Source organism: Shewanella sp. VB17, from assembly GCF_013248905.1.
Lineage (GTDB): Bacteria > Pseudomonadota > Gammaproteobacteria > Enterobacterales > Shewanellaceae > Shewanella.
This window is the reverse complement of record NZ_JABRVS010000001.1, coordinates 1,307,883-1,329,567: the sequence shown is the minus strand read 5'-3', so window position 1 is coordinate 1,329,567 and position 21,685 is coordinate 1,307,883. Positions and strand designations below refer to the sequence as shown.

22 protein-coding genes are annotated in these 21,685 nt (G+C 43.0%); 3 read left to right on the top strand and 19 right to left on the bottom strand.

The genetic code is table 11. The features are described 5' to 3' along the window. Positions 1-197: 197 nt before the first annotated feature. A complete protein-coding gene (locus HQQ94_RS05650; RefSeq protein ID WP_173293491.1) occupies positions 198-398 on the bottom strand; it encodes a YheV family putative zinc ribbon protein in 201 nt (66 codons plus the stop codon). A gap of 179 nt (positions 399-577) precedes the next feature. Between HQQ94_RS05650 and HQQ94_RS05645 the strand changes: the two genes are divergently transcribed. Continuing rightward, entirely contained in the window at positions 578-2,482 is a 1,905-nt protein-coding gene (locus HQQ94_RS05645) for an ABC transporter ATP-binding protein (RefSeq protein WP_173293490.1), read from the top strand. A gap of 93 nt (positions 2,483-2,575) precedes the next feature. Continuing rightward, positions 2,576-3,013, top strand: coding sequence for a TIGR02444 family protein (locus HQQ94_RS05640; protein ID WP_173293489.1), 438 nt, complete (start codon positions 2,576-2,578; stop codon positions 3,011-3,013). Between the two features lie 92 nt (positions 3,014-3,105). On the opposite strand, the gene HQQ94_RS22480 is transcribed toward HQQ94_RS05640, so the two are convergent. The 14 genes from HQQ94_RS22480 to HQQ94_RS05585 all read right to left on the bottom strand — a co-directional run bounded on the left by HQQ94_RS22480 (position 3,106) and on the right by HQQ94_RS05585 (position 15,224). Then, complete coding sequence (locus HQQ94_RS22480; protein WP_254304009.1) at positions 3,106-3,834, bottom strand: reverse transcriptase domain-containing protein; 729 nt, start codon at positions 3,832-3,834, stop codon at positions 3,106-3,108. Further along, positions 3,740-4,075 (bottom strand): reverse transcriptase domain-containing protein, encoded by a 336-nt coding sequence (locus HQQ94_RS23055; protein WP_375335714.1) that lies wholly within the window; start codon positions 4,073-4,075, stop codon positions 3,740-3,742. Before HQQ94_RS23055 ends, HQQ94_RS22480 begins: the two co-directional genes overlap by 95 nt. Further along, positions 4,068-4,379 carry a hypothetical protein gene (locus HQQ94_RS22475; protein WP_254304008.1) on the bottom strand — a complete coding sequence of 104 codons (312 nt, stop codon included), beginning with the start codon at positions 4,377-4,379 and terminating at the stop codon, positions 4,068-4,070. Before HQQ94_RS22475 ends, HQQ94_RS23055 begins: the two co-directional genes overlap by 8 nt. A 790-nt stretch (positions 4,380-5,169) precedes the next feature. Further along, the gene (locus HQQ94_RS05630) at positions 5,170-5,904 is read right to left on the bottom strand and encodes a TIGR04219 family outer membrane beta-barrel protein (protein WP_173293488.1); all 735 of its coding nucleotides are present in this window, start codon (positions 5,902-5,904) and stop codon (positions 5,170-5,172) included. Between the two features lie 8 nt (positions 5,905-5,912). Next, on the bottom strand, positions 5,913-6,884 hold the full coding sequence (locus tag HQQ94_RS05625; protein WP_173293487.1) for a DUF2333 family protein: 972 nt from the start codon (positions 6,882-6,884) through the stop codon (positions 5,913-5,915). Positions 6,885-6,921: 37 nt separating this feature from the next. After that, positions 6,922-7,401 (bottom strand): copper chaperone PCu(A)C, encoded by a 480-nt coding sequence (locus tag HQQ94_RS05620; RefSeq protein WP_173293486.1) that lies wholly within the window; start codon positions 7,399-7,401, stop codon positions 6,922-6,924. Positions 7,402-7,727: 326 nt separating this feature from the next. After that, a complete protein-coding gene (locus HQQ94_RS05615; protein WP_173293485.1) occupies positions 7,728-7,934 on the bottom strand; it encodes a PspC domain-containing protein in 207 nt (68 codons plus the stop codon). Positions 7,935-8,085: 151 nt separating this feature from the next. Further along, positions 8,086-8,376, bottom strand: a complete 291-nt coding sequence (locus HQQ94_RS05610) for a hypothetical protein (RefSeq protein ID WP_173293484.1) — start codon at positions 8,374-8,376, stop codon at positions 8,086-8,088. 302 nt (positions 8,377-8,678) lie between these two features. Further along, positions 8,679-9,689 carry a tRNA dihydrouridine(20/20a) synthase DusA gene (dusA, locus tag HQQ94_RS05605; protein ID WP_173293483.1) on the bottom strand — a complete coding sequence of 337 codons (1,011 nt, stop codon included), beginning with the start codon at positions 9,687-9,689 and terminating at the stop codon, positions 8,679-8,681. A 1,179-nt stretch (positions 9,690-10,868) separates the two neighbouring features. Then, on the bottom strand, positions 10,869-11,015 hold the full coding sequence (locus HQQ94_RS22315) for an SEC-C metal-binding domain-containing protein (protein ID WP_254304162.1): 147 nt from the start codon (positions 11,013-11,015) through the stop codon (positions 10,869-10,871). A gap of 280 nt (positions 11,016-11,295) precedes the next feature. Continuing rightward, entirely contained in the window at positions 11,296-13,032 is a 1,737-nt protein-coding gene (locus HQQ94_RS05600) for a nuclease-related domain-containing protein (RefSeq protein WP_217273999.1), read from the bottom strand. Between the two features lie 683 nt (positions 13,033-13,715). Beyond that, positions 13,716-13,925, bottom strand: a complete 210-nt coding sequence (locus HQQ94_RS05595; protein WP_173293482.1) for a 2-hydroxymuconate tautomerase family protein — start codon at positions 13,923-13,925, stop codon at positions 13,716-13,718. 245 nt (positions 13,926-14,170) lie between these two features. Further along, a complete protein-coding gene (locus tag HQQ94_RS05590; RefSeq protein ID WP_173293481.1) occupies positions 14,171-14,557 on the bottom strand; it encodes a nuclear transport factor 2 family protein in 387 nt (128 codons plus the stop codon). Between the two features lie 58 nt (positions 14,558-14,615). Beyond that, positions 14,616-15,224 (bottom strand): glutathione S-transferase family protein, encoded by a 609-nt coding sequence (locus tag HQQ94_RS05585; RefSeq protein ID WP_173293480.1) that lies wholly within the window; start codon positions 15,222-15,224, stop codon positions 14,616-14,618. A gap of 174 nt (positions 15,225-15,398) precedes the next feature. Between HQQ94_RS05585 and HQQ94_RS05580 the strand changes: the two genes are divergently transcribed. Next, on the top strand, positions 15,399-16,277 hold the full coding sequence (locus HQQ94_RS05580; RefSeq protein ID WP_173293479.1) for a LysR family transcriptional regulator: 879 nt from the start codon (positions 15,399-15,401) through the stop codon (positions 16,275-16,277). A gap of 285 nt (positions 16,278-16,562) precedes the next feature. Here the strand turns inward: HQQ94_RS05580 and HQQ94_RS05575 are convergent, their stop codons facing one another. From HQQ94_RS05575 to HQQ94_RS05560, 4 genes are read right to left on the bottom strand one after another with little or no spacing between them, the layout of a single operon-like run. Beyond that, positions 16,563-17,537 carry a contractile injection system protein, VgrG/Pvc8 family gene (locus HQQ94_RS05575; RefSeq protein WP_173293478.1) on the bottom strand — a complete coding sequence of 325 codons (975 nt, stop codon included), beginning with the start codon at positions 17,535-17,537 and terminating at the stop codon, positions 16,563-16,565. Positions 17,538-17,573: 36 nt separating this feature from the next. Beyond that, positions 17,574-17,807, bottom strand: coding sequence for a tail protein X (locus HQQ94_RS05570; RefSeq protein ID WP_254304007.1), 234 nt, complete (start codon positions 17,805-17,807; stop codon positions 17,574-17,576). Beyond that, positions 17,791-18,207 carry a phage tail protein gene (locus tag HQQ94_RS05565; RefSeq protein WP_173293477.1) on the bottom strand — a complete coding sequence of 139 codons (417 nt, stop codon included), beginning with the start codon at positions 18,205-18,207 and terminating at the stop codon, positions 17,791-17,793. Before HQQ94_RS05565 ends, HQQ94_RS05570 begins: the two co-directional genes overlap by 17 nt. A 55-nt stretch (positions 18,208-18,262) precedes the next feature. Then, a complete protein-coding gene (locus HQQ94_RS05560) occupies positions 18,263-21,607 on the bottom strand; it encodes a phage tail tape measure protein (protein ID WP_173293476.1) in 3,345 nt (1,114 codons plus the stop codon). Positions 21,608-21,685 lie beyond the last annotated feature (78 nt).

Below are 21,685 nucleotides of genomic sequence, written 5' to 3'. Positions count from 1 at the left end.
AATGGTGTCGGGTGACCTGTCGATCAATGAAGTCACAATGACTTAAAAAATCGGATTTATGCCAAATGTCGTACAGCTCTACTGACACTCTCACCTCATGTGCTGAATGTTAATTTTTTTATCGAGAAAGTAACTGTTCACTAAACATATCCTGATGCAATGCACCGTTAAGTGACCATGCCTAATGAGCTAACACATTAAGGTTTAAACACACCAATTACGGCACCACTAGCCTTCTTTTCAACTTGCTCATCAGCTTGCTGCTCACTGTAATCACACTCGATACACTCAACGGTTTCAACCCCATTAAGCTTATAAAGTACAATGCTGTCCATGGCTTTGCATTTAGGGCATTTAGCCCCCGCAACAAAACGTTTTTTTACTTTAATTTCAGCCACTTTTTAACAACCTCATGTTCCAATGCTACAACCTTAGGCGTCTATTTTGCCATAAACAAGACAGGATAACCTCACTCTTACTTATTTTTCCCTAATTTGGACCACCTAGTAGTACTCCTAGCCACTTGTGATATATCATCGGTATCAATTGTATTCAAAATATTATCAAGTCTTATTCCATGATATCCATCACTCAAGCACAACTGAACCGTGGTACCAAAACACTTTTAGACGAGACCTCATTAACCATTTACCCAGGCCATAAGGTTGGGTTAGTCGGTGCCAACGGGACTGGTAAGTCATCGCTACTTGCCTTAATTATGGGCCATATTAGCCTAGATAAAGGCGACCTCAGCCTACCAAGCGGTTGGCAGATTGCCACTGTCGCTCAAGAAACTCCCGCTCTTGAGGTATCAGCGCTTGAATACGTGATTGATGGTGATGTTGAATATCGCCAACTTGAGGCTTTACTTGCTACAGCGCAAAACAATGATGACGGTAATGCAATTGCACTATTACACGGAAAAATAGATGCTATTGGTGGTTACGCTATCCACTCCCGCGCAGCGAGTTTACTGGCAGGTCTTGGCTTTAGCGAAATGGAACAGAGTAACTCGGTAAAGAGCTTTTCTGGTGGCTGGCGTATGCGCCTGAACCTTGCACAAGCGCTGCTATGTCGATCAGATCTGCTGCTTCTCGATGAACCCACCAACCATTTAGACTTAGACACCATGTATTGGTTAGAAGGGTGGATTAAAGCATACCAAGGGACCCTTATTCTTATTAGCCATGACAGAGATTTTATCGATGCTATCGTTTCTGAAATCGTTCATGTTGAAAACCAAAAGCTTAACGACTATAAGGGCAATTACACCGCCTTTGAACGGATCCGAGCGGAGCGTATGGCTCAACAACAGGTCGCCTTTGAGCGCCAACAAAAAGAACGTGCACATATGCAGTCTTTCGTCGACCGGTTTCGCTACAAAGCCAGTAAAGCCAAGCAAGCTCAAAGTCGACTGAAAGCTTTAGAACGTATGGCTGAATTACTTCCTTCTCAAGTCGACAGCCCGTTTCATATGGCTTTTAAAGAGCCAGAGGCTCTGCCAAACCCCTTGGTGAGCATGGAGCACGTTTCTGTGGGTTACGGGGACGTTGAAATCCTTAAGAGTGTCCACTTAAACCTAGTTCCTGGCGCACGGATTGGCTTATTAGGCAGAAACGGTGCAGGTAAGTCGACCTTGATTAAATTGCTCTCAGAAGAGCTCTCACCCATGAAAGGTAAATATGAGACACATCCAGGCTTAAATATCGGCTATTTTGCTCAACACCAATTAGAAAGCCTACATTTAGATGAGTCTCCTTTGCAGCACCTATCGAGACTTGCACCAAATCATCGCGAACAAGAATTGCGTAATTTCCTTGGATGCTATGGTTTCAACGGTGACATGGTACTCTCTGCAGTTCGACCATTTTCTGGTGGTGAGAAAGCTCGCTTAGTGCTGGCACTCTTGGTATGGCAACGTCCTAATCTATTGTTACTCGATGAGCCAACTAACCATTTGGATCTCGAGATGCGTCACGCACTAACCATGGCGCTGCAATCTTTTGAAGGTGCTATGATTATCGTCTCTCATGACAGGCACTTATTACGACTCAGTTGTAGCGATTATTACCTAGTGGACAACGGACAAGTGTGTAGCTTTGATGGTGATCTTGACGACTATCACCAATGGCTTCTCGACGCAACTAAAGCCAATAACAAGTTAGAAACAACTGAAGAGGCTACCCCCTCACAAGACAAAAAACAGCAAAAGCGTCTTGAGGCTGAGCTTAGGCAGAAATTATCGCCAATGCGTAAAATCCAACTCAAACTTGAAAAAGAACAAGAGAAAGCCAGTACAGGTTTAGCAGAAATAGAAGAAATGCTCGCTGATATAAGCTTGTATGACGCTGAAAATAAAGTTAAATTAACTCAAGTGTTAAATAAAAGAACTTTGCTCACCAAAGAAATGGAGGAAAGCGAAATGCAATGGTTAACGCTCCAAGAATCCATTGAAGAAATTGAACTAGAAGTCAGAAGCTAATACAGATCAACTGTAGTCGACCATGATTCAGTTTGCTCAAAAATGTATTTTGAACTAATTTTAATATGATGGGAAAGAGCAAGGAAATGCTAAATGACGTACTTAAATCAGTTTGATCTTTCGCTATGGCAAGCTTGTGATACCTACTATGAAGAGCATCAAACACTCTGTTTACAGCTTCAAGATGAACATGAAGTCAATATCAATTTACTGCTACTCTCTACTTGGTTAGACAAACAAGCTTACCGACTTTTACCTCAGGCTTGGTTGCAGCTTACACAAGAAATGCTCCACTGGGAGCAGCGTGTTTTACTGCCATTTAGAAAGTTGCGAAAATTAAGTAAGAATCACCTCGCTAGTACCGAATATCAACAAATGTTAGAAGTTGAGCTGATGTTAGAGCGAAAGTCTCAGGCACTTATCCTACATAAACTGAAACAGCTTCCCCATGAGGGAACTCGGTCAAACTTTGAGGTTTTATTTGAACTCTATCAACTGAAATCATCAGATTATGACGTATTATCAGCTTAACACCAGTGACATTATCGAGTAGGGTGAGGCGTTACCGCCTCATCCCTCTCACAGAACCGTACGTACGGACCTCGTATACGGCTCCTGCATACTTAACTCAGCTTTGCGCTGAACACATATCCCGTTTTTACATGTCCAAGATTCACTAACCCTGAGCTATCAAACCATTTATTGGGCAGCGCATAGTTTGCTAACGGAATCAGTGAGTTACGCCAACTGTTCATCTTGATTGATTTAAACGGGGGCTTATACCCCATCTGCTTCAACCGTCTGTGAAGTCGCTGTGGCGTTTTCCACAGCTTCAGTTGGACGCTCCTCAACCTACGCCTTAGCCAGCTTGCTATTTTCTCGAACTCCCTATTCGCATTCGCTATCCGAAAATACTGACTGAACCCTCTTAAAATAGGATTCACCGCTTTGATCACTTCGCTTAATGGCTTACCACCATTGCGCTTTGTCATCTGTTTTAGCTTCGATTTAAACCCTGCTAGTTTCTTCGGCTCGATACGTGTGTATCGACTACCTATCTCCACTCCTAAAAACTTCACACCTTCATTGCTGTCTGCTATGTGGGTTTTACGCGAGTTTACCTCAAGCTTTAACTCGACTTCCAGTATCTTCTTCGCCTGCTTGAGTGCATTTTCTGCCCCTGCTCGGCTGCGACATAAAATCAAGATATCGTCTGCGTAGCGCACTATTCTGTGACCCCGTTTTTTCATCTCTTGATCAAACGCATCCAGATAGATATTCGCTATCAGTGGGCTTATTACACCACCTTGCGGACTCCCTACTTCTGTCGCTTGCTTGTGCCCATCTACCATCACACCACTTTTCAAAAAACTGAACGAGCAGCTTTAGCACGCTACCATCACTAACTCGCTTTTCGATGCTTGATAAGATTAGCCCGTGGTCTAATTTATCGAAACACTTTGACAAGTCCATATCCACTACATGTTTAAGCTCGTACCGACGCATAAACAATGTCGCTTTGTTGATCGCATCGTGACAACTTCGCCTTGGCCTATAGCCGTAGCTTGACGGGTGAAATTGCTCTTCAAAGATGGGGGCTAAGTAGATCGTTTAGGGGTTGTTGAACGACTCTATCCCTAATAGTTGGAATACCAAGCAATCTCACGCCGCCATCCTCTTTGGGGATCTCAACCCGCCTGACTGGCTGAGCTTGATATTGCTTAGTGCTGAGTTCATGAAGAAGTTGATCGAGGTTATCACTCAGATTTGAGGCGAAGTCGCTTAGGCTCTGCCTGTCTATGCCGGCCGCGCCTTTGGCTTTCCACACTCTTCTAAATCCTTTATACAGCTTCTCTTTACTCAGAAGTTGCCCGTATAAACTGTGATAAACTCGCATATTCCTCACATGTGTGCTGTATGGGGACGGATATGACTTCCTCAAAGTCGGTCTATTTCACTTTGTTGCTTAGCGTTCTAGCGCAATGGCAATCTACTAAACAGTGACAAAACTACTCCCTTGTACAGTTTCTTAAGCCAGAGCCTTACTCCTAAGGTGACCAGTTCAAAAAAGACTTCGATAGCGAATCGACTTGTGTACCTCTGAAAAAAAACATCTGCTCATTACAGACTTAAAGCACGCTTCCTCCCTTCGCAATATTAAGCGCTTTTGGCAACTTAATACTCCACCAGACTTGATGCTGATGGTCAGCTTGGTTTTATCCTCCACACCATTACTGGGCTTCACAGGCCGAGCCTTACTCACTACTACGGATTCATCTGCCACCTCACACCAACATTTCCCTTGAGTCACCTCTTGGGATAATGCCTCCAGCCCTTATCACTGGAACTGATGCCAGGCTTCCCCAGTTACTGCACTGGCTCCCTATAAGGTATTCCACCCTCAAACACACTATTAGTCTGACTAAGTATTGGGCTTCGCGCTATTTTGCACGCTCACCCACCAATAGTGCCGAAACAGGTTACGGTTAGTTGTGTACACCTCACTTCCTATGGCTTCCTTCAGACCCTGCCGTTAGCCAGCAACGCCCTTGCCATTCGGATTATCTTCCCCTTAGTCAGGGTGATACAGGTTTCTTTCAACCTGCTGGGTTTGCCAGCTTCGCTGGGCAAACAAAAAACCGCCGACTAAAAAATTAGAGGCGGTTTTTTTATACGTTTAGTAAATCTTAGAAAACTAATTCAACACCAGCAAAGAAACCTTTAAATTGTGAGTTAGTGCTCACTCCGTCAAAGTCATTCACATCAAAATTAAACTCACGGTAACCCACCCGCACCTTAGTATCCAATGCATCACCATCAAACTGCCAACCCAGACCCACTGTGTAATCATATACACTAGACTCATCAATACCTAGCATGACCTCAGCAAAACCATAAAGGCCTAAACCGGGTACACCCACCTGAGCGTCGGCGTAAGCCATAGTAATACCGCTATCAAGATCTTTCTGCTCAGGATGTCCCGCATCAGCAACCCTAAATGAGCCACTCATTCTTTTGTAAGCTGCACCGAGATCAAGTTCAACCAAATCATTATTGAGCAATTCATAATAAAGAACAAAGTCAGTATTACTTAAATCAGTGTTCACATTGACGTCACCAGAAAATGCATGACCGTTAAAGTCACCATTAAAAGACCCGCTGCCATCACTATCTAAACGGTTCTCTCTGATTTTTACATTCGGCACAAGTGGGATCGGATGCTCGAAGCTCACCCAGATGCTGCCTTGAGATGAAGAGCTATAATTGACATCTTGTTGTGCTTGGCCATTCTCTGCAAATGTGCCACTGGTATCGGCTTTCCAGTAATCTCCACCGACTTTAAACACCATCAGTGATTCAGCATGAGCTGAGCTGAAAGCTAATGAACCTAATAGCGCACATGCCAATATTGTTTTTTTCATGTTGTAAATTAACCTTTAGTCAATAAGTTAGTTAGATCAATAACCGCTGCGTTAGCGCGGGAAACATAGTTTGCCATCACTAGAGAGTGATTAGCCACAACACCAAATCCAGAGCCATTTAAGATTATGGGGCTCCAAACAGCCTGTTGTGTTTCTTCCAATTCACGAATGATTTGCTGCACACTGACTGTTGCATTCTTCTTTTTCAATACATCGGCAAAATCGACTTCAATCGCTCTCATAAAATTCAACAATGCCCAAGTAGCACCACGAGTTTCATAAAAAACATCATCAATTTTCCACCAGCTCGTTTTAATCTGTTTACTCGCAAGACTCGGTGTAGATTGACTCGCCTCGCTATCACCGGCCAAATCGGTATTTAAACGATCTTGCCCTACGCTAGCAGATAAATGCTGAGACATACTGCCAAGCCGCTTCTGCACTTCTTTTAACCACTCATTGAGGTTATCTGCACGCGCATAAAACTGAGCATCTTGATTATTAACGTCGGCTATTTTAGCACGATAAACTTTCAGTAATTTCACCGCATCTTTATATTCACCTTCAGCACTAGGCACTAACCAACTCGTATGCTGGATATTAAGTTTAGAGTGAGCGGCAAGTAAATCTTTATCAGCCGCAGATTGGGATTGAGAACGACTAAATTCTTTACGCATGACTAATGCTAGATCTCTGGCTTGCTCTAAAGCACCAAACTCAAATGCTGGCATATTATCCATAAAGACCGAAGGCGGTAAAATATCATTAGATAACCAACCACCTGGCTTATCTAGCAACGTCTCCATCGTAAATATTAACGACGTTGTTGTGGCATAACCAGCAACATGACTACTATTATTGGCGGATAAGGCTTGAGGTTCGATAACATCAGGCTCAATACTCCACCAAATACCGATAAAATAGCCGATTAATGATACAAGTACGCCAATTCCAGCACCTTTTTTCCATGTCATTTTCATTGTCGTACTCCATTGATATAGTTGAATTCAATTATGGCTAATGTTGATGATGGTGAGTTTTAGCCATCTCTTGCTTGCTCACCATTAAGCTAACGGGTAATTGGCTACCATCATCAAACCTTAACATTAACTCTACACTGTCACCTGCGACTAACGGCTTTTTTAATCCTAACAACATCACATGTTGACCTGAATCACTCAAGGTTAACGTCGTATCTTTAGCTATCTCAAAGCTTGATGTCTGTCGCATCTTAACCATACCGTCTTCTTCCAAAACAGTATGCAACTGGGCTTCATTAGCAAAGGCGACATCCACGCCAATCAACTTAATACTTGGACCATGATTCATCAAGCTAAAATAAGCAGCACTATTGGGGACGCTCGGTGGCATCGCTCTAACATACCCATCCACTAACATCACATTCGCCAAAGAAGAAGCAGATATCGTCATTAATATGACTGAATTAACTACTTTCTTTAATATGTTTTTCAATGCATAAACTCCATTTAACCTCATTGCGCTTTTGAGGGAACAACGAAATGAGGTTAGTTCAGATTTAAGATCAACAAGGCGTTAGAATAATAACCATTAACCGTCAAGAAAGCATAACGTACTCAACCTTGATATTAGTCTTACACAATACCTTATCCAAGGTCGCTCAGACAACGCAATTCATGACTTTTTAATGAAAGTAATGTTGAATGTGTTAGCTTAGGCAATAGTGTTACTTATTCTTTAACAAATAGTAGCTTAGATAAAGGGTATGCCGTATCTGATTGCAATTTACCCTATCGGATGTCAGTGAGTCTATTGATAACAAAAAATGACCAGTCTGAGGTGGGTTATCGCTTAGGTAAAGCTAAGGCCAATACAAAGTACAACAGTAGTCCTATAGCTGGGTTCATGAGTACAATCAAAACCCATGTCGAGCGAGTCCATAAACATGACCAATTAAACTTATCAGCCATTATGGCAGCAACCCCACACACGACACGCTCAGGCCGCTTCATTCGGGATAAATATCCATGTAAAGAATCTAAACTACTCATAAATATCTCCATTCATTATTAACTAGCCATGGCTATTTTCTTGCCTATGGGTCTAAGCGTTGTGCCAATTAAACTGACAGCCAACTAAGGCGCACAACACTCACAACAGGGACCAATAACAACACCCCGATGTCGAATGCAAATGGCACCTTTATTCCTTAACGCTGACATTAGCAAGGCCATCTTTTTCTGCTGTTTGAACAACCTCATCTGCTTCATCGACATCAAACATGCTAGAAGAAATTTGTGCCTGTATCGACATGCTTAATTCTCTTTGGGCCGTCAACAGCATATCTTGCAATTGAGCAGTAATATTCTGCTCAATATTACGGGTTAAATCAGTCGGGATAAGCGTATCAGCATTGGCAGTAACACTTGCTCCCATCAATACCGCCGCCATTAGTGATGATTTTGCCATTTTACCAATAATTGAATTAAACATGATGACTACCTTTTATATCGTTTACATCATTTGTAGAGTGACTCACTCTTTGATATAGAAGGTATTGCGAGTAACGTGCCAACTTTAACGAAAAACAATAAGACACTGTATTAAAAGGATAAAATAAAATTAGCAGATTTAGTATAACAGACATTAAATGAAGCTTATTTATCTTTTGGTTAATTTCACCATGTGCTGGTTAAATTAACCAATATTATCCATTCCACAAATAATCTCAAAAAAATGACATAAAAAAACCGCCATAAACGACGGATTTATCCCAATAACATGACTTTCTGACATTAAAGGAGCATATTTTTTCTAGCTTGTTCGATGACTTCTATCCCAGAACCTGGTTTATGAGCGTTCTCACTAATGTAACGCTTCCAGATCCGCGATCCGACCTCTCCCTGAAACAATCCCGTCATATGACGAGTAATATGATTTAAGCGGCCACCCGCTTGCAGGTGTTTCTCTATATAAGGAAGAAATTGCGCCAACACATCATCTCGCGTTAACACCGGCTTAGCAATACCACAGAGCTGTTGATCAATTTCAGCCAACATATAAGGATTTTGATACGCTTCACGGCCCACCATCACCCCATCGAGCTTAGTTAAATGGGTTTTACACTCATCAAGCGACTTAATCCCCCCATTGATTGAAATACTCAACTCAGAATAATCTGTCTTCAAACGATACACTCTATCGTAATCGAGCAATGGGATCTCACGATTCTGTTTTGGACTCAAACCTTGCAGCCAAGCCTTTCGTGCATGGACAATAAAAGTATCACAGCCAGCATCACGCACAGTTTCAACAAATTCAGTTAAAAACTCATAGCTATCTTGATCATCAATGCCAATACGGGTCTTAACCGTGACCGGAATGTCCACCACAGCACGCATCGCAGTCACACATTCAGCAACCAGCGCAGGATCGGCCATCAAACAAGCGCCAAAACGTCCACTTTGCACCCGATCTGAAGGGCAGCCGACATTCAAGTTAATCTCATCATAACCACGCTCACTTGCGAGCTTGGCACAAACAGCCAAATCATGGGGGTTCGACCCGCCGAGCTGCAAGGCCAATGGATGCTCTTCCTCGTTATAAGCCAGATAATCACCCTTCCCATGTATAATGGCCCCGGTGGTCACCATCTCGGTATATAAAAGTAACTCAGCAGACATTAAGCGCGCCAAATAGCGATAATGTTTATCTGTTGCATCCAACATGGGTGCCACGCTGAAGGTTCGATTTAGCGGTTTTCTAGCTGCGGCTGGGGTTAAGCCTGATTTAATCGTTACTATCATTTGTTTCTAATTGCTCTCAACTGCTTGTATTTTCGTTGTACGGTGCCCATTATCAGGGTATACACATTAACGAAAATTACTGATTATGCCATTTGTTTCAATAATAGAGCGCATAAATGAACAATGTATTCCATTACCACGTGTTGTTAACGCTCAAAAAACAGGCGGCATTATACAGTGAATCCTTAAAGAATTCAGTAAAAAAGAAAGCCATAAAAACCTAAATATACTCTGGTAAGTTTATATTCAACTCTTCCCGCATAAGCTACATAAAAGCTTTGCTGATAGTGAATAAAAGTAAGAGTAAGGCTAACCCTTTGCCACACCTAAAGGGCGACAAAGTGGCGGTGAGCGCAACCTCATTAGTATTTATTTATTGCTTGCAGCAGGTGCCGTGCAGGGATGCACCAATGTCGTGTAGGCAAGATGCCTAAGAACGACCTGATGTGTAAATACTCCTTTGGGAAGGCGCAAGTATATCTGACCTCTAGGGATAGAGGAAATGCCGAGAAATGTATGGAACATTGACGGCCCTATAGCCTCTACGGCAGCATCTGATGTGAATGGATTCACAAATGCCGTGATAACAGGGATGTTATAGAACGGCCTTGCTGCCGAAGCCCACAGTTATATCTACACCTTGCTCTTATCAACAACAGTAAAGCAAAGCATGGTTTCTTCGATTTTATATTTTTGGTGACTGACTCGATTATGGACAAAAATGAGTTAATTTGTCGGATAACAAGTTTTAAATATCTTTTGGTTGGGTTCATTGGGCAGGTTGGGTGTTTGATTGGCTTATTGATGGCCAAAGTTTCAAATTTTATTAATCACCTGCCGTGGGCCTATGTGTAGACACTTCTGCGAGACGCTGTGAAGCCATCCATGGCCGCTTTACGGTTTCATCCTTGAAACCGAAACTCACAGCCGTATCTACACCTTTGTTAAAAGCAAAGCCTTGTTTCTTCGATTGAGATTTTATGATTGCTAACGCGGTTTTGGACAAAAATCAGTTAGTGTTTACTCTAAAAAATGACTTTTGGTATTAGAAAAAGTATCTTCGTTTATCCAAAAACGTTAATTCGCTCCGCTCCCTTTATCCTGGCATCCGTCCTTCTGTCAACCAATAGATATTCCTCGTGACATAAGTCAAAATGAACTAAGTGGGCCAGGAATCATCTAGATACAGCATCGCTTGAACTTTTTACCGCTACCACAGGAGCAGGGCGAATTACGTCCTATTTTATTGCTTACGGCTTGTTTTATTTGAAAATCGACTTTGCCATTTTTTACCCGATGCGCATCACTTATCTTAGGCAAGTTCATTACCATTTTTTCCATCTCGTCCGATCGTTCCCACTCTGAGCTGTGAAAAGTAGCGAATCTAAAGCGTGAAGATATTGGGCTAAAGCAAAGCCCCACCCACTCATCCGCTTTGCATGTGTATTTCCTTTTTTCACAGTGTACCACTAGGCGTTTGACTGACGACTTGTTGTCATCATTGTTAACATGGATTGTTAACCCTTTCTTAGCCTCCATGATTGGCAGGGTGACATCATGATGTTTATGGTCCTTTCTGTGTAGCTCCACCATCTGTGAGATTGCATCATTGATTACTTTGCCAGAATCTCCATTTTAGTGATAGTAAATGGAAACCTACTTTAATCAGGTCAAGGTTAGTTGAGCTTTTGATATCATCAAGAATTCCTCCGACATGAGTTCCACAGTAATTTGTAAGAATTCCACTTGGGGTTTTTTGGGCATCTAAACCGTCACGCCTTGCTAACATCGCTAACTCTAATGATGCAGAGATGTCATCATCAAGCATTACCATGTCAGGATTCTCTTCAAAGTACAGGTTCTGCTTTATGTAGAGGGAAAGGATTGTCAATTCATGATTTGAAAGGATCGAGTCACCATAGTGACTTCTCTTTATAAAGAAGTCTAAAAAGTACAAAGGTGAACTTAGCATTTCTGCAATCATGTCCATCAAGAATACATCCATTACGTATGGATACTTGACAGTTTCAGTTACTGTGTAATTTAAGAAATGCCGAGCTTGGGATGCTAGTGCAGGATAATGATCAGAGACAATACATACAGGGAAGATTGACTCATAATCAGATCCAAAACATATTACTTTTCCATGCTCGTCCCTAAACTCAACATCATCTCTTTGAAGTAATTCTGCGCACAGGAAGCTTTGATTATAAGCGTCCTGAACAGCTCCCTTGAAATCAGACTTAAGTTGTTTAGATCTCCCCTTTCGCGCCTCGATGGTTAGCTTTTTGGATTTCGCTTGTACCACGATGGCATACTTGCCATGCACTACCAGCACATCTGCTTCACTTGCCTTCTTTTTCCCGTCATAAATATCAATGTTCGTATAAACATTGTCTTCATGGAAAACTTTCTTCAGGCACTCAGCAGTGAAATCTTCAGTGAACTCACCTCTATGATCGCTCGCAGTTCCTTTGTAGCTACTATCGTCATTGAACCAAAATAAGGGGCTTTCATAAAGAGCCTCCCAATTGGAATAGGACAAAAAGGAAGCATATAAACCATCATCTAACATAATAATTGGACAAGCATTTCTGTGATTGAAGTCACTGACACTAGAAAAAGCGTCCATCTCTCTAGTTGGCGAGGCAGACAGTATAGAAAGGACGTTATGTATAATATCTTTGCTTAAATCAGAACTCTCATAGAGTTCATCGACGTTAAAGCAAAATGCCGATGAGAACGAATCTTCACAGTCATCATTAAACACATCAGGTATTAACCTGTTTAATTTTTCCAGTTGAAGCTTATCTATTACTTCTAAGACTGATGCAGCTTCTTCAATAGTGAAACCTTTATTCTCCTTAAGCCACGGGTTGTCTTTCTGATATCTAACTTTTACCAAGTCACGATACTGATGTTTTAACACACTCTCTCCGCTGTAGAAGATCGCCTCCCTCATAAATCTAGGGCTACTCAAAAGATCTTTGAATGACTCTGTATTTTCAATAGCTGCACCTATGTTTACCGAGTTGTAGAATGAGTTATGCAACTCTTCGAACAACTCATAAACACGTTGAATAGTAACTGTTATTTCATTTACTTTGAGCTCACGACCATTTACTCCACTTTTACACATCAACCCATATAACGTGACCAGTTCAGTGCGACATAACTTGGAGCGATCGAAGTTCCTTGCAAAGGCTTCTTCATCTATGACCCCATTTCCCCTATGAATAAATGTATCTTTCCAACACAAAAATGATAATACATCGATGAACCCAAACATTGAGGATAGCTCAGCCAGTTCATCGAAAATTTCTTGTTCAGTTCTTTTCTTCATTGTTTTATTACCATCGAGGTTTTCTGTATTCAAAAAAGAGATGGGGCAGGCATAACTTATAGACTAGATTACACAATAGATTACACAAAAGCCTTTCACATTAGCTTTTTTATAGCAAAAGCTATATTCGGACAAGTTGTTTCTTGAGCTGCGAAACACATAAAGGGGGCATAAATAAGTCAGAAAACTAACGAAAAAAGCCAAATCGAAGAAACACGTTTGCTTGAAATAACAGGTGCAGATCTGACTGTGGCGGTTGACAGCATGGCCGTTCTATAACATCCCGGTTATCACGGCATTTGTGAATCCATTCACATCAGATGCTGTCGTCGAGCTTACTGGACTATTCAGTTCCATACTGAATTAGGCATTTCCACCGTCCGTGGCGGTCAGATGTACTTGCAGCGAGCCACAGAAGTAGCTACACATAAGGTCGTTCTTAGGCATCTGACCTTCATGAATGAAGGAGAATGTCTAATGTATGTCTGGAACATACAAGACCTTGCACGGCAACCACGGCAGGTGATAAGTTAAATTTACTCTATGGTTATTAGTAAGCTAATCCAATACCAAGTCAATAAAATAAACCCCATCAAAAAGAGACTTGAAACTTGTTATCTGACAAGTCATCACATTACTGGTTTCGCCATTCACGCCCCTAATGTTCTTTACAGATAACACATTTATTCTACTGAGGCTTGCTTACGTAACTCTGTTACCTGATCAAAACCTATGCCCCAATTGTCGGTATTGACTTCATCAATAAGCACAAATGTGCTCTCCGGACTTTTGTTAAGTACATCCACTAACAATTGCGTTACCCCTTTTATAAGTGCTTTTTTTTGTTCGTTGGTCACTGCTTCGTCGGTTATTTTAATATTGACGTATGGCATGGTTTTTCTTCTATTCGAGGTTAAAGGTATAGACTAATTGGCGATATTAAGTGCTTAGGTAAAAGTTTCCAGAGACAGAATTTAGCTTTTGGGCTGCGCTAAGCCATACAGTATCTGATAATTTGCATATTGATGCAGCTCAAAAATAGAACCAAATGCCGGATAACTTCAGCTCAGGTACTTACTTATTTTTAACTATGCCACTTCAGTCTGTCCATATTAATTGGTTTCTATCTTCAGTGTTTTCATATAATTTTTCCCGGTAAATCGGTATACATTTTGTTGACGATTAACCAATGCCCGTCTTCTTTTAGCAGGCTGAGGAAGTCAATATAAAAATGTTCAAATAAAGGGCATTCCAGTTTGACCATGGCCTGATCTTTAATGACCTCAATCGACAATAGTTTGAAATCATAAGCTCTTCCCTGCTGCGTTGGAACAGGGCGACTGGCCACCGCTACCAGCCATTGCTCAAGACTACGGCGTTTGCCTGGGGCTTTCAAAAATGCATCGCAGTGAAAAATAGCACGCAGTTTTTTCACATCGCCGTTGTGCAGGCCATCAAAATATTGCCCTACTAGGCGGATCACTGAGTCAAAATCATGAGCCTCAAATTCGCGGGTATTGACCATGTGTACACTCCTCTTTAGTGGATAGTTATAACGGCTGATTTTCCTCAGCCTTAGTTTTTTATACTGCCGACTGAGCCTCTTCGGCAGCAAGGGCATCTTGGAAATTAGTCATCTCCAACACCCCCTCAAGCATTTTACGGGTATTAGGTCCGATCTGAATCTCTACCGGGAAGTTTGCACCCCAACGCGAATATACTGCAAGCATAATGTCAGCGGCAGAAGGCTTATCCCCACCCAAAAAATCCTGTTCTGTTAATTGTTGTTCAACCACTTGCCACAGCGTGGTGGTAGCTTCGGCAGCCACTTTAAAAGCCGCTTGTTTGGTTTTCTCATCGTCAATGTTCTGAGCGATAAAAAACAGGCGCCCATAAGCAGGATGCATGCTTGCATTGGCAAACATGATGTCGCGAATAGCGCGTTTACGGCCGCAGCTACTTTTAGGCATCATATGGCTCTGATGTTTATCTAACAGGTGTAACATAATCGCAGCACCTTCACGCAAGGTGTTATCACCCTCGATAAGTACGGGCACTGTCGCTGCGGGATTGATAGCGCTGAAATTCTCAACCTGCTGTTTATCGATAAGCTCAACAGCTTGTTCCAGCACATGTAAAACCACATTTATTGCTAATGAACAGGCGCCGGGAAGGAAATAAAGCGTGTACATAGTATTCTCCAAAGTGTTTAAAGCGGCTATATCAGTACTCACTATTAGCAGTGATTAAAAGCAGTTTAGGGCTTCTTTAATTGCAGATATATATCTACAATGCAAACCTACTGTTTTCAAAATGGAAACAATTAAGTCTGATTAACCAGTCTTTTACTGCTACTAAGGATCACCATGGATAAATTACGAGCGATAGGCTTGTTTGTACGCTTGGCAGATTTGGGAAGTTTTACCCGAGTAGCTGAACAAACCAATACCTCAAAATCCATGATCAGCAAAGAAATCAGTCGCCTCGAAGCTGAGCTAGGTGCGCGCTTGCTGCATCGCTCTACACGCAATGTACGGCTGACCCATGTAGGAGAAGGCTATTTACAGCGGGCTAGAGAGATATTAAGCAGCGTTGATGATGCCGATAATTTTGTGCAGAACCTTCAAGAACAGCCCCGCGGTAAGCTGAAAATTAATGCACCTATGGCATTGGGCATCACCGATTTGTCGTGCTTGTTTGCAGATTTTATGCAGGTTTATCCTGAAATAGAGCTAGATATCCACCTAGGTGATGAAAGTGTTGATCTCGTAGAGCAGGGGTTTGATTTAGGCTTTAGAGCATCGAGTCTACCCATCGACTCGAACTATGTAGGCAGGCCGCTGATTCGTTTCAACTACAGGGTCTGTGTCTCACCGCAGTATTTGGATAGCCATCCCGCCATTGTTCTGCCGCGAGATTTGCAGCAACATAATTGTTTTATCTACAGTTACTTCCAAGGCAAGAATATTTGGCCCATAGAAGACGGCGTCGCTGTTTCCGGCACATTACGGGTTAATAGTACGATATTCATGATGGCTGCAATTAAAAGTGGCCAGGGAGTGGGGTTTATCCCGGACTTTGTTTGTCAGGAAGCACTGGATAAAGGCGAGGTGAACGAGGTATTGGCTGATTCAAAAAAACCTTATCTGACTCTTTATGCCTTATATCCTGCTCGACAATTTGTACCTTCAAAACTGATACAATGTATAGAATATCTTGAACGTTGGTTTGCTAATAAATATTGATAAGTAAAACTTAAAAACACTGAAGTAAAGCGCGATCTTTGCAGATCATCAAACCTGCTTTTTCACGTGCAGGGCCCCTACTGTTGGGCGGGCTGGCGATATGAACTGCAGTATTAGAAAACTGCAAAAAAATGACCATAAAGAGCCCGGGAAAACCTCATCGATTCGCCTCCACCACTGATGCTGATAATAGTGACTAAGAAATAGAAAGAGTCGGTTAGTTTATAAAAAGCAATATTCTAGTACCTGAGGTACTCTTTTTTATGGTTTTTGTAAACTTATCTATTACTCTTTTGGCGTGATCCCACGTCCTCTTGTCGATGACACACCAGAACCGTCTATCGAATGCTCGATACTTTCGATTAACCAGCTTCTATTGGCCGCTGAGTTATGCTTAACAAACGTTACTTTCGTTTCTGGGGCCAATGCAGCGGTTAACGGCCGAGTAAAATGAATTGAAGCCTTGCCACGTTGAAAGTCATCAAGCTTAGCTTTGGCCGCACGCCTGGCTTCATCTTGATTTGGCTTGTTACGGCGGATTTTGTATTGAGGCTCACCGCTACCCGCCACTTCAGGCACTTCGATTTGATTCACTTCATCAAACCAATTAACGACCACTGATTGGTAATCACTGCGCGCTTGTATCGACACTCGACCTGATGTGTTCTCGGGATCATCAATAACCACTTCCGGTAATGCCTTACCCGATAAGCTTTTTCCTTTCCCCTTTGGCACAATCACCAGTTTATTAGCTACGGGTTTAAAAAAGCCGCCGGCCTCTTTAGCTAAACGAGATAACAGGTTCATGTCTGATTCAGATTTTTGATCTAAATGCTCATAAATAATCCTTGCCATCTCTGGCGATACTTTCGCCTCATAGCCATGTACAGCGGCAATCTTAGTCACTAAATCACCCAAAGTAATATTATCAAAGGTTTCATCTTTAGGGGCTTTAAGGCTACCTTTCATTTTTACCGCTTTAGCCTGAATACTAAAAACCTGATCATCGAGTGGGATCTCTAATTCATCGACTTCATAAATGCCTTTATAAACCAAGGCATCAGAATCACCCATCCAGACTTCCAATTCCGCCCCTGTTTCAGGTAAACGCACCACTCCGTCACGGTTATCTAATTCTATCGCCACTGTATCAGAATCAAATCCAGCCGCATCGCTGACCGTTAACTTAAGTAATCGTGACGCAAGCACCTTGGTAATATCATGACCATTAGCAGTGACTTTATAACGCGCTTGTTTCATTGGTTAATTCATCCTTTTCTCATTGTTTTTACAGTATTAGTCCCATAAAAATACCTTACTATCATCAACTGAAGGCGCTAACTCGGGCATAAAGATGACCGTATTAGGCGGCAAAATAGCACCTAATTTAGCTAAGCCACAATTCGCCTCTAATACCTGTTCAGTTGTTCTTTGTCGCCCCTGATAATATTGGTGACAAATACTGTCAAGCATTTCACCGCTTTTGGTGCGGTAATATTCCCCCAAAGGCTTATCATTCATCTTCGCCATACTCCGCAATCATCAAGGTGCCTTTAATTTCAAGTGGGATCCCATTGGTTAAAAAATATTGTTCGCCAATGTCTAGTTTCTCGATGATCCACAAACCAAGATCTGCACCACCACTAGGGGTTCCACCCACAAGCCGCTGTGGTTTACCCAAATCACCAATGGATTTCAACTGACTCAACAACAATAAATCCGCTTTGCTTTGTGGGTAAATCATAATGGCAAGGTGTTTAGACGACGCATCAGGTCCATGAAATTGGCGCGCTGGCTTTTGGCCTACGCGATCTTTTTTCTGCCAACGCCAAGCGTGTGAGGTCGACAAGGTTTGATATTGTGCGGTATCGATTGAAAACTGAAAATCACCTAATGCAAGCATGACCTCATTGTTTGATTTATCTGGCATCACGACTCCATAAATAAAGCCCGACAAATACCGGGTTATTTGGCCTAATCACTGGCTATTGATCTGTATGACGACCTCGACTACGCCGCGCATGTTCTCTGTCCCGTTCAGCAAGTTTGCGCTCAACTTCGCGGGCAATGTCTTGTGCATCCATGCCCTGAGCCGCATTAATGGCAAAGTGGGTCTGACTTTGATCCACAAACGACGACGACGCTGCTTGCTGTTTAAACCCTGTTGACAACACCATAGGCCGCTTCATGGGATCAGATCTCACAGTTGAGGCATCGCCCATCATGGCTGCAGCATAGTCTCCCTCAACGATTGGTCCATCAACAGCTAAAGGGCTCACCATTGGCGGTGGCGCAATGTGCCGCACCGTCTGGATCACCTCAGCTTGTGCGCTGTCACCGCTGAACCACTCCCACACCTCACCAATGGCTGACATAATGTCATTCACTGGCCCCATCACTGCTGACACAAGCCAATCAATAAAGCCACTGGCCATTGATTTAATGTTATCCCAAAGGCCCGCAAAGAAACCTAATATGGGATCCCATTCTTGCACAATCAAGCCTAATGGCGACCAGGATAATAGTGTCTTAATCGCTGCAAGCGGAGCATTGAATATCGCCGTTACACCGTCCCACAACACACTGAAAAATGATGTTACCCCTCCCCAAACACGAGACAGCAAATCTAATGGCGACCAAAACAAAATCGTCTTAAATAACTCCCAGCCACCACTAAACCGTGACCCAATGCCAGCAAACAAATCACTAAAAAATGATGTTAATGGCCCCCAAGCCTGAAACAGCAAACCAATAGGTGTCCAAGACAGAATCGTCTTAAATAACTCCCATGCACCACTAAGCCGCGACCCAATACCACTAAACAAATCACTAAAAAATGATGTTAATGGCCCCCAAGCCTGAAACAGCAAACCAATAGGCGTCCAAGACAGAATCGTCTTAAATAACTCCCATGCACCACTAAGCCGCGACCCAATACCACTAAATAAACTGCTAAATAATGACGTTAGTGCTCCCCAAGCCTTGGATAATAAGTCTATGGGCGACCAAGACAGAATCGTCTTTAATCCCTCCCATGCAACACCGATAGCAGCGCCCCCAAAAGATATCACCTTAACCAGGAATGTGATCCCATCGATGAGTAAGGTTAGCGGTAGAAGTAATACCGAAAAGACGGCGCCGATGACTTGACCAAAACTCGTCCCAGAATTCTTAGCGTCTTGCAAAGATTTAGCACTTGCATCAATGGGAGCTAACAGCGCAACGAATCCACCAAATAACGACTTTATTTGTTGCCACACAAAACCAAATGCATCAGCAATGGGCGCCAACGCCAAAAATAGCCCCGATAAGCTATCCTTAATTGGTTGTAATCCCTGAGTGAATCCAGCCCAAAAGCCTGAAAGAAAAGATTTCACAGGCCCTAAATGCTTAATAACCAACACAATAGCCACAATTAACGCCATCACACCTGCAACCACTAACCCTATCGGATTCGCCATTAATGCCGCATTCCAAGCCCATTGGGCTAACGCAGCGGCCCTACTGGCAAGGGTCATTACTTTGGTGGTCGCCGCATTGGCTAACGTAGCCGCACGACTACGCAATGACGCACCTTCAGATCGCAAGTTGGCTGAAGTGAAAAACTCCAACACTTTTTTACCTATGTCCAGAGTGCTGGCATACACGGCCAAACTAGCACTTGTTGCTGCGATTGCCATTTTCAACCCGATTAACCCGGTAATCATATACCCAATACCTTGGCTCAATAACGGGAAATATTCGATAAAATGTCTTAGACCATTAGCAAAGCTAGCTAACACGTTCGACACCGACATTAACGCAGGCGCCAGCAGCTGACCAAGCGAAACGGATATGTTATACAGCTGATGATTCAAAAGGGTCATTGCCGCGCCGGGGCCCTTGCCCATTGCCGTGGCCATATTAACCGTGGTTCCCATGCCCTTAGCCAATTCGTCTTGCATTACCCCTGTTTTATCTGTTAACTCACCAAGTTTGGGCAGCAACGCATCGATCATATCGACCGCTTGTTCGCTGCTAAAGACCTTGGTCAATTCCAGCTTATCCATGTCAGTTAACACGCTGCCGTACCGATCTTTGATTGAGGCTAATATCTCTCCGGTCGATAATAAACTGCCGTTGGTATTATAAACTTGCATCCCCAGTGTTTCAGATGCTTTACCCACATTGGCTAAAAATGCTTGGTACTTGGTCGCCGCAGCATCCCCCTTAAACGTCGCTGACAACATACCGCCAACGGCCAGCTGCTCGGCTAACTCTTGTTTAGCCTTTGTCGCAGACGCACCCAAAGTCCCCATAAATTGACTAATTTTATTCGAGTCAGTGTTAAATTGTTGTACCGAGGCTGAAATACCGGCACTGAAGTATTTGCCGAATTCTACATCGCGATCGGCGTTTGATAAGGTGTCCCAATCTTTAATGACCGACGCACCAAATTGATTAAACTGCTCTCGATAGTTGGCATAACCCGTCTTAAACAGCTCAGTCATGCTGCCCACCGATGCTTTAGTTCCAATGGCAGTCATGGCCACAATACGGGTGAACTCAGCGACGGTTTCATCACTTAATGACCGAATACCCGACTTAATGACGCCAGATGCAGCAATAAAATCAGGCATGGTCGTGCCGCGAAATTCAGATGAAAATTCGTGGGCTGCTTCGGTGATAACCTTAATGCTATCATCCTTGATGTCTAACGCCTTGAGGCCCCCTTGAGCAAGCGAGACTTCCCCATAGGCATCAGCCAAGCTTTTAATGCCATACTCCGCCTTACTGACCCCAGCCATATCAATGGGAACATGAGTTGTTAATTCGCTGCTTTTTTGACGTATTTCTGCTAACTGCTGTTGCTTAACCACCGTATTTTCAAGCTGGGTTTGGTTTTTTTTAAGCTCACGATGATATTGATTCGTTTGCTCACGGAGTCTGCGGGTCGCATCATCGAGTCTGTGAGTCGACACGCCCGCGCCTTCTAAGCGTGCTCGCAGCTGTTGTAACTCGACTTGCTCTCGCTGATGGCTGGATGACAAGCGATTAACTTCAGCTCGAGCGCGGGTAAACTCAAGCCTAAGCTGACGAGTCGGCTTATGAGTCTGCTGCATTTGCGTCGCCACTTTAGCGGCCTTAACCTTGGCCGTAGCCAGTGCAGCGGACGATTGTAAGGTCGCGGTTTTCAGCTGACGAAAGTGGGCAATATCTTTGCTCGTGGCACCAAGCTTATTAAGCTCAGTTTGGCTGGCCTTAATCTTATCAGACAGTGTAGTCGTAGCTTTAGTCACCTTACGAATAGGGGATGTGATGTTATCAATCAGCCCCATAACCAGGTTCATTTTTATGCTCGTATCCGCCAAGTAACACCCCCTAACAGGCATACAAAAAAAGCCGGGCGATAACATCACTCGGCTTTT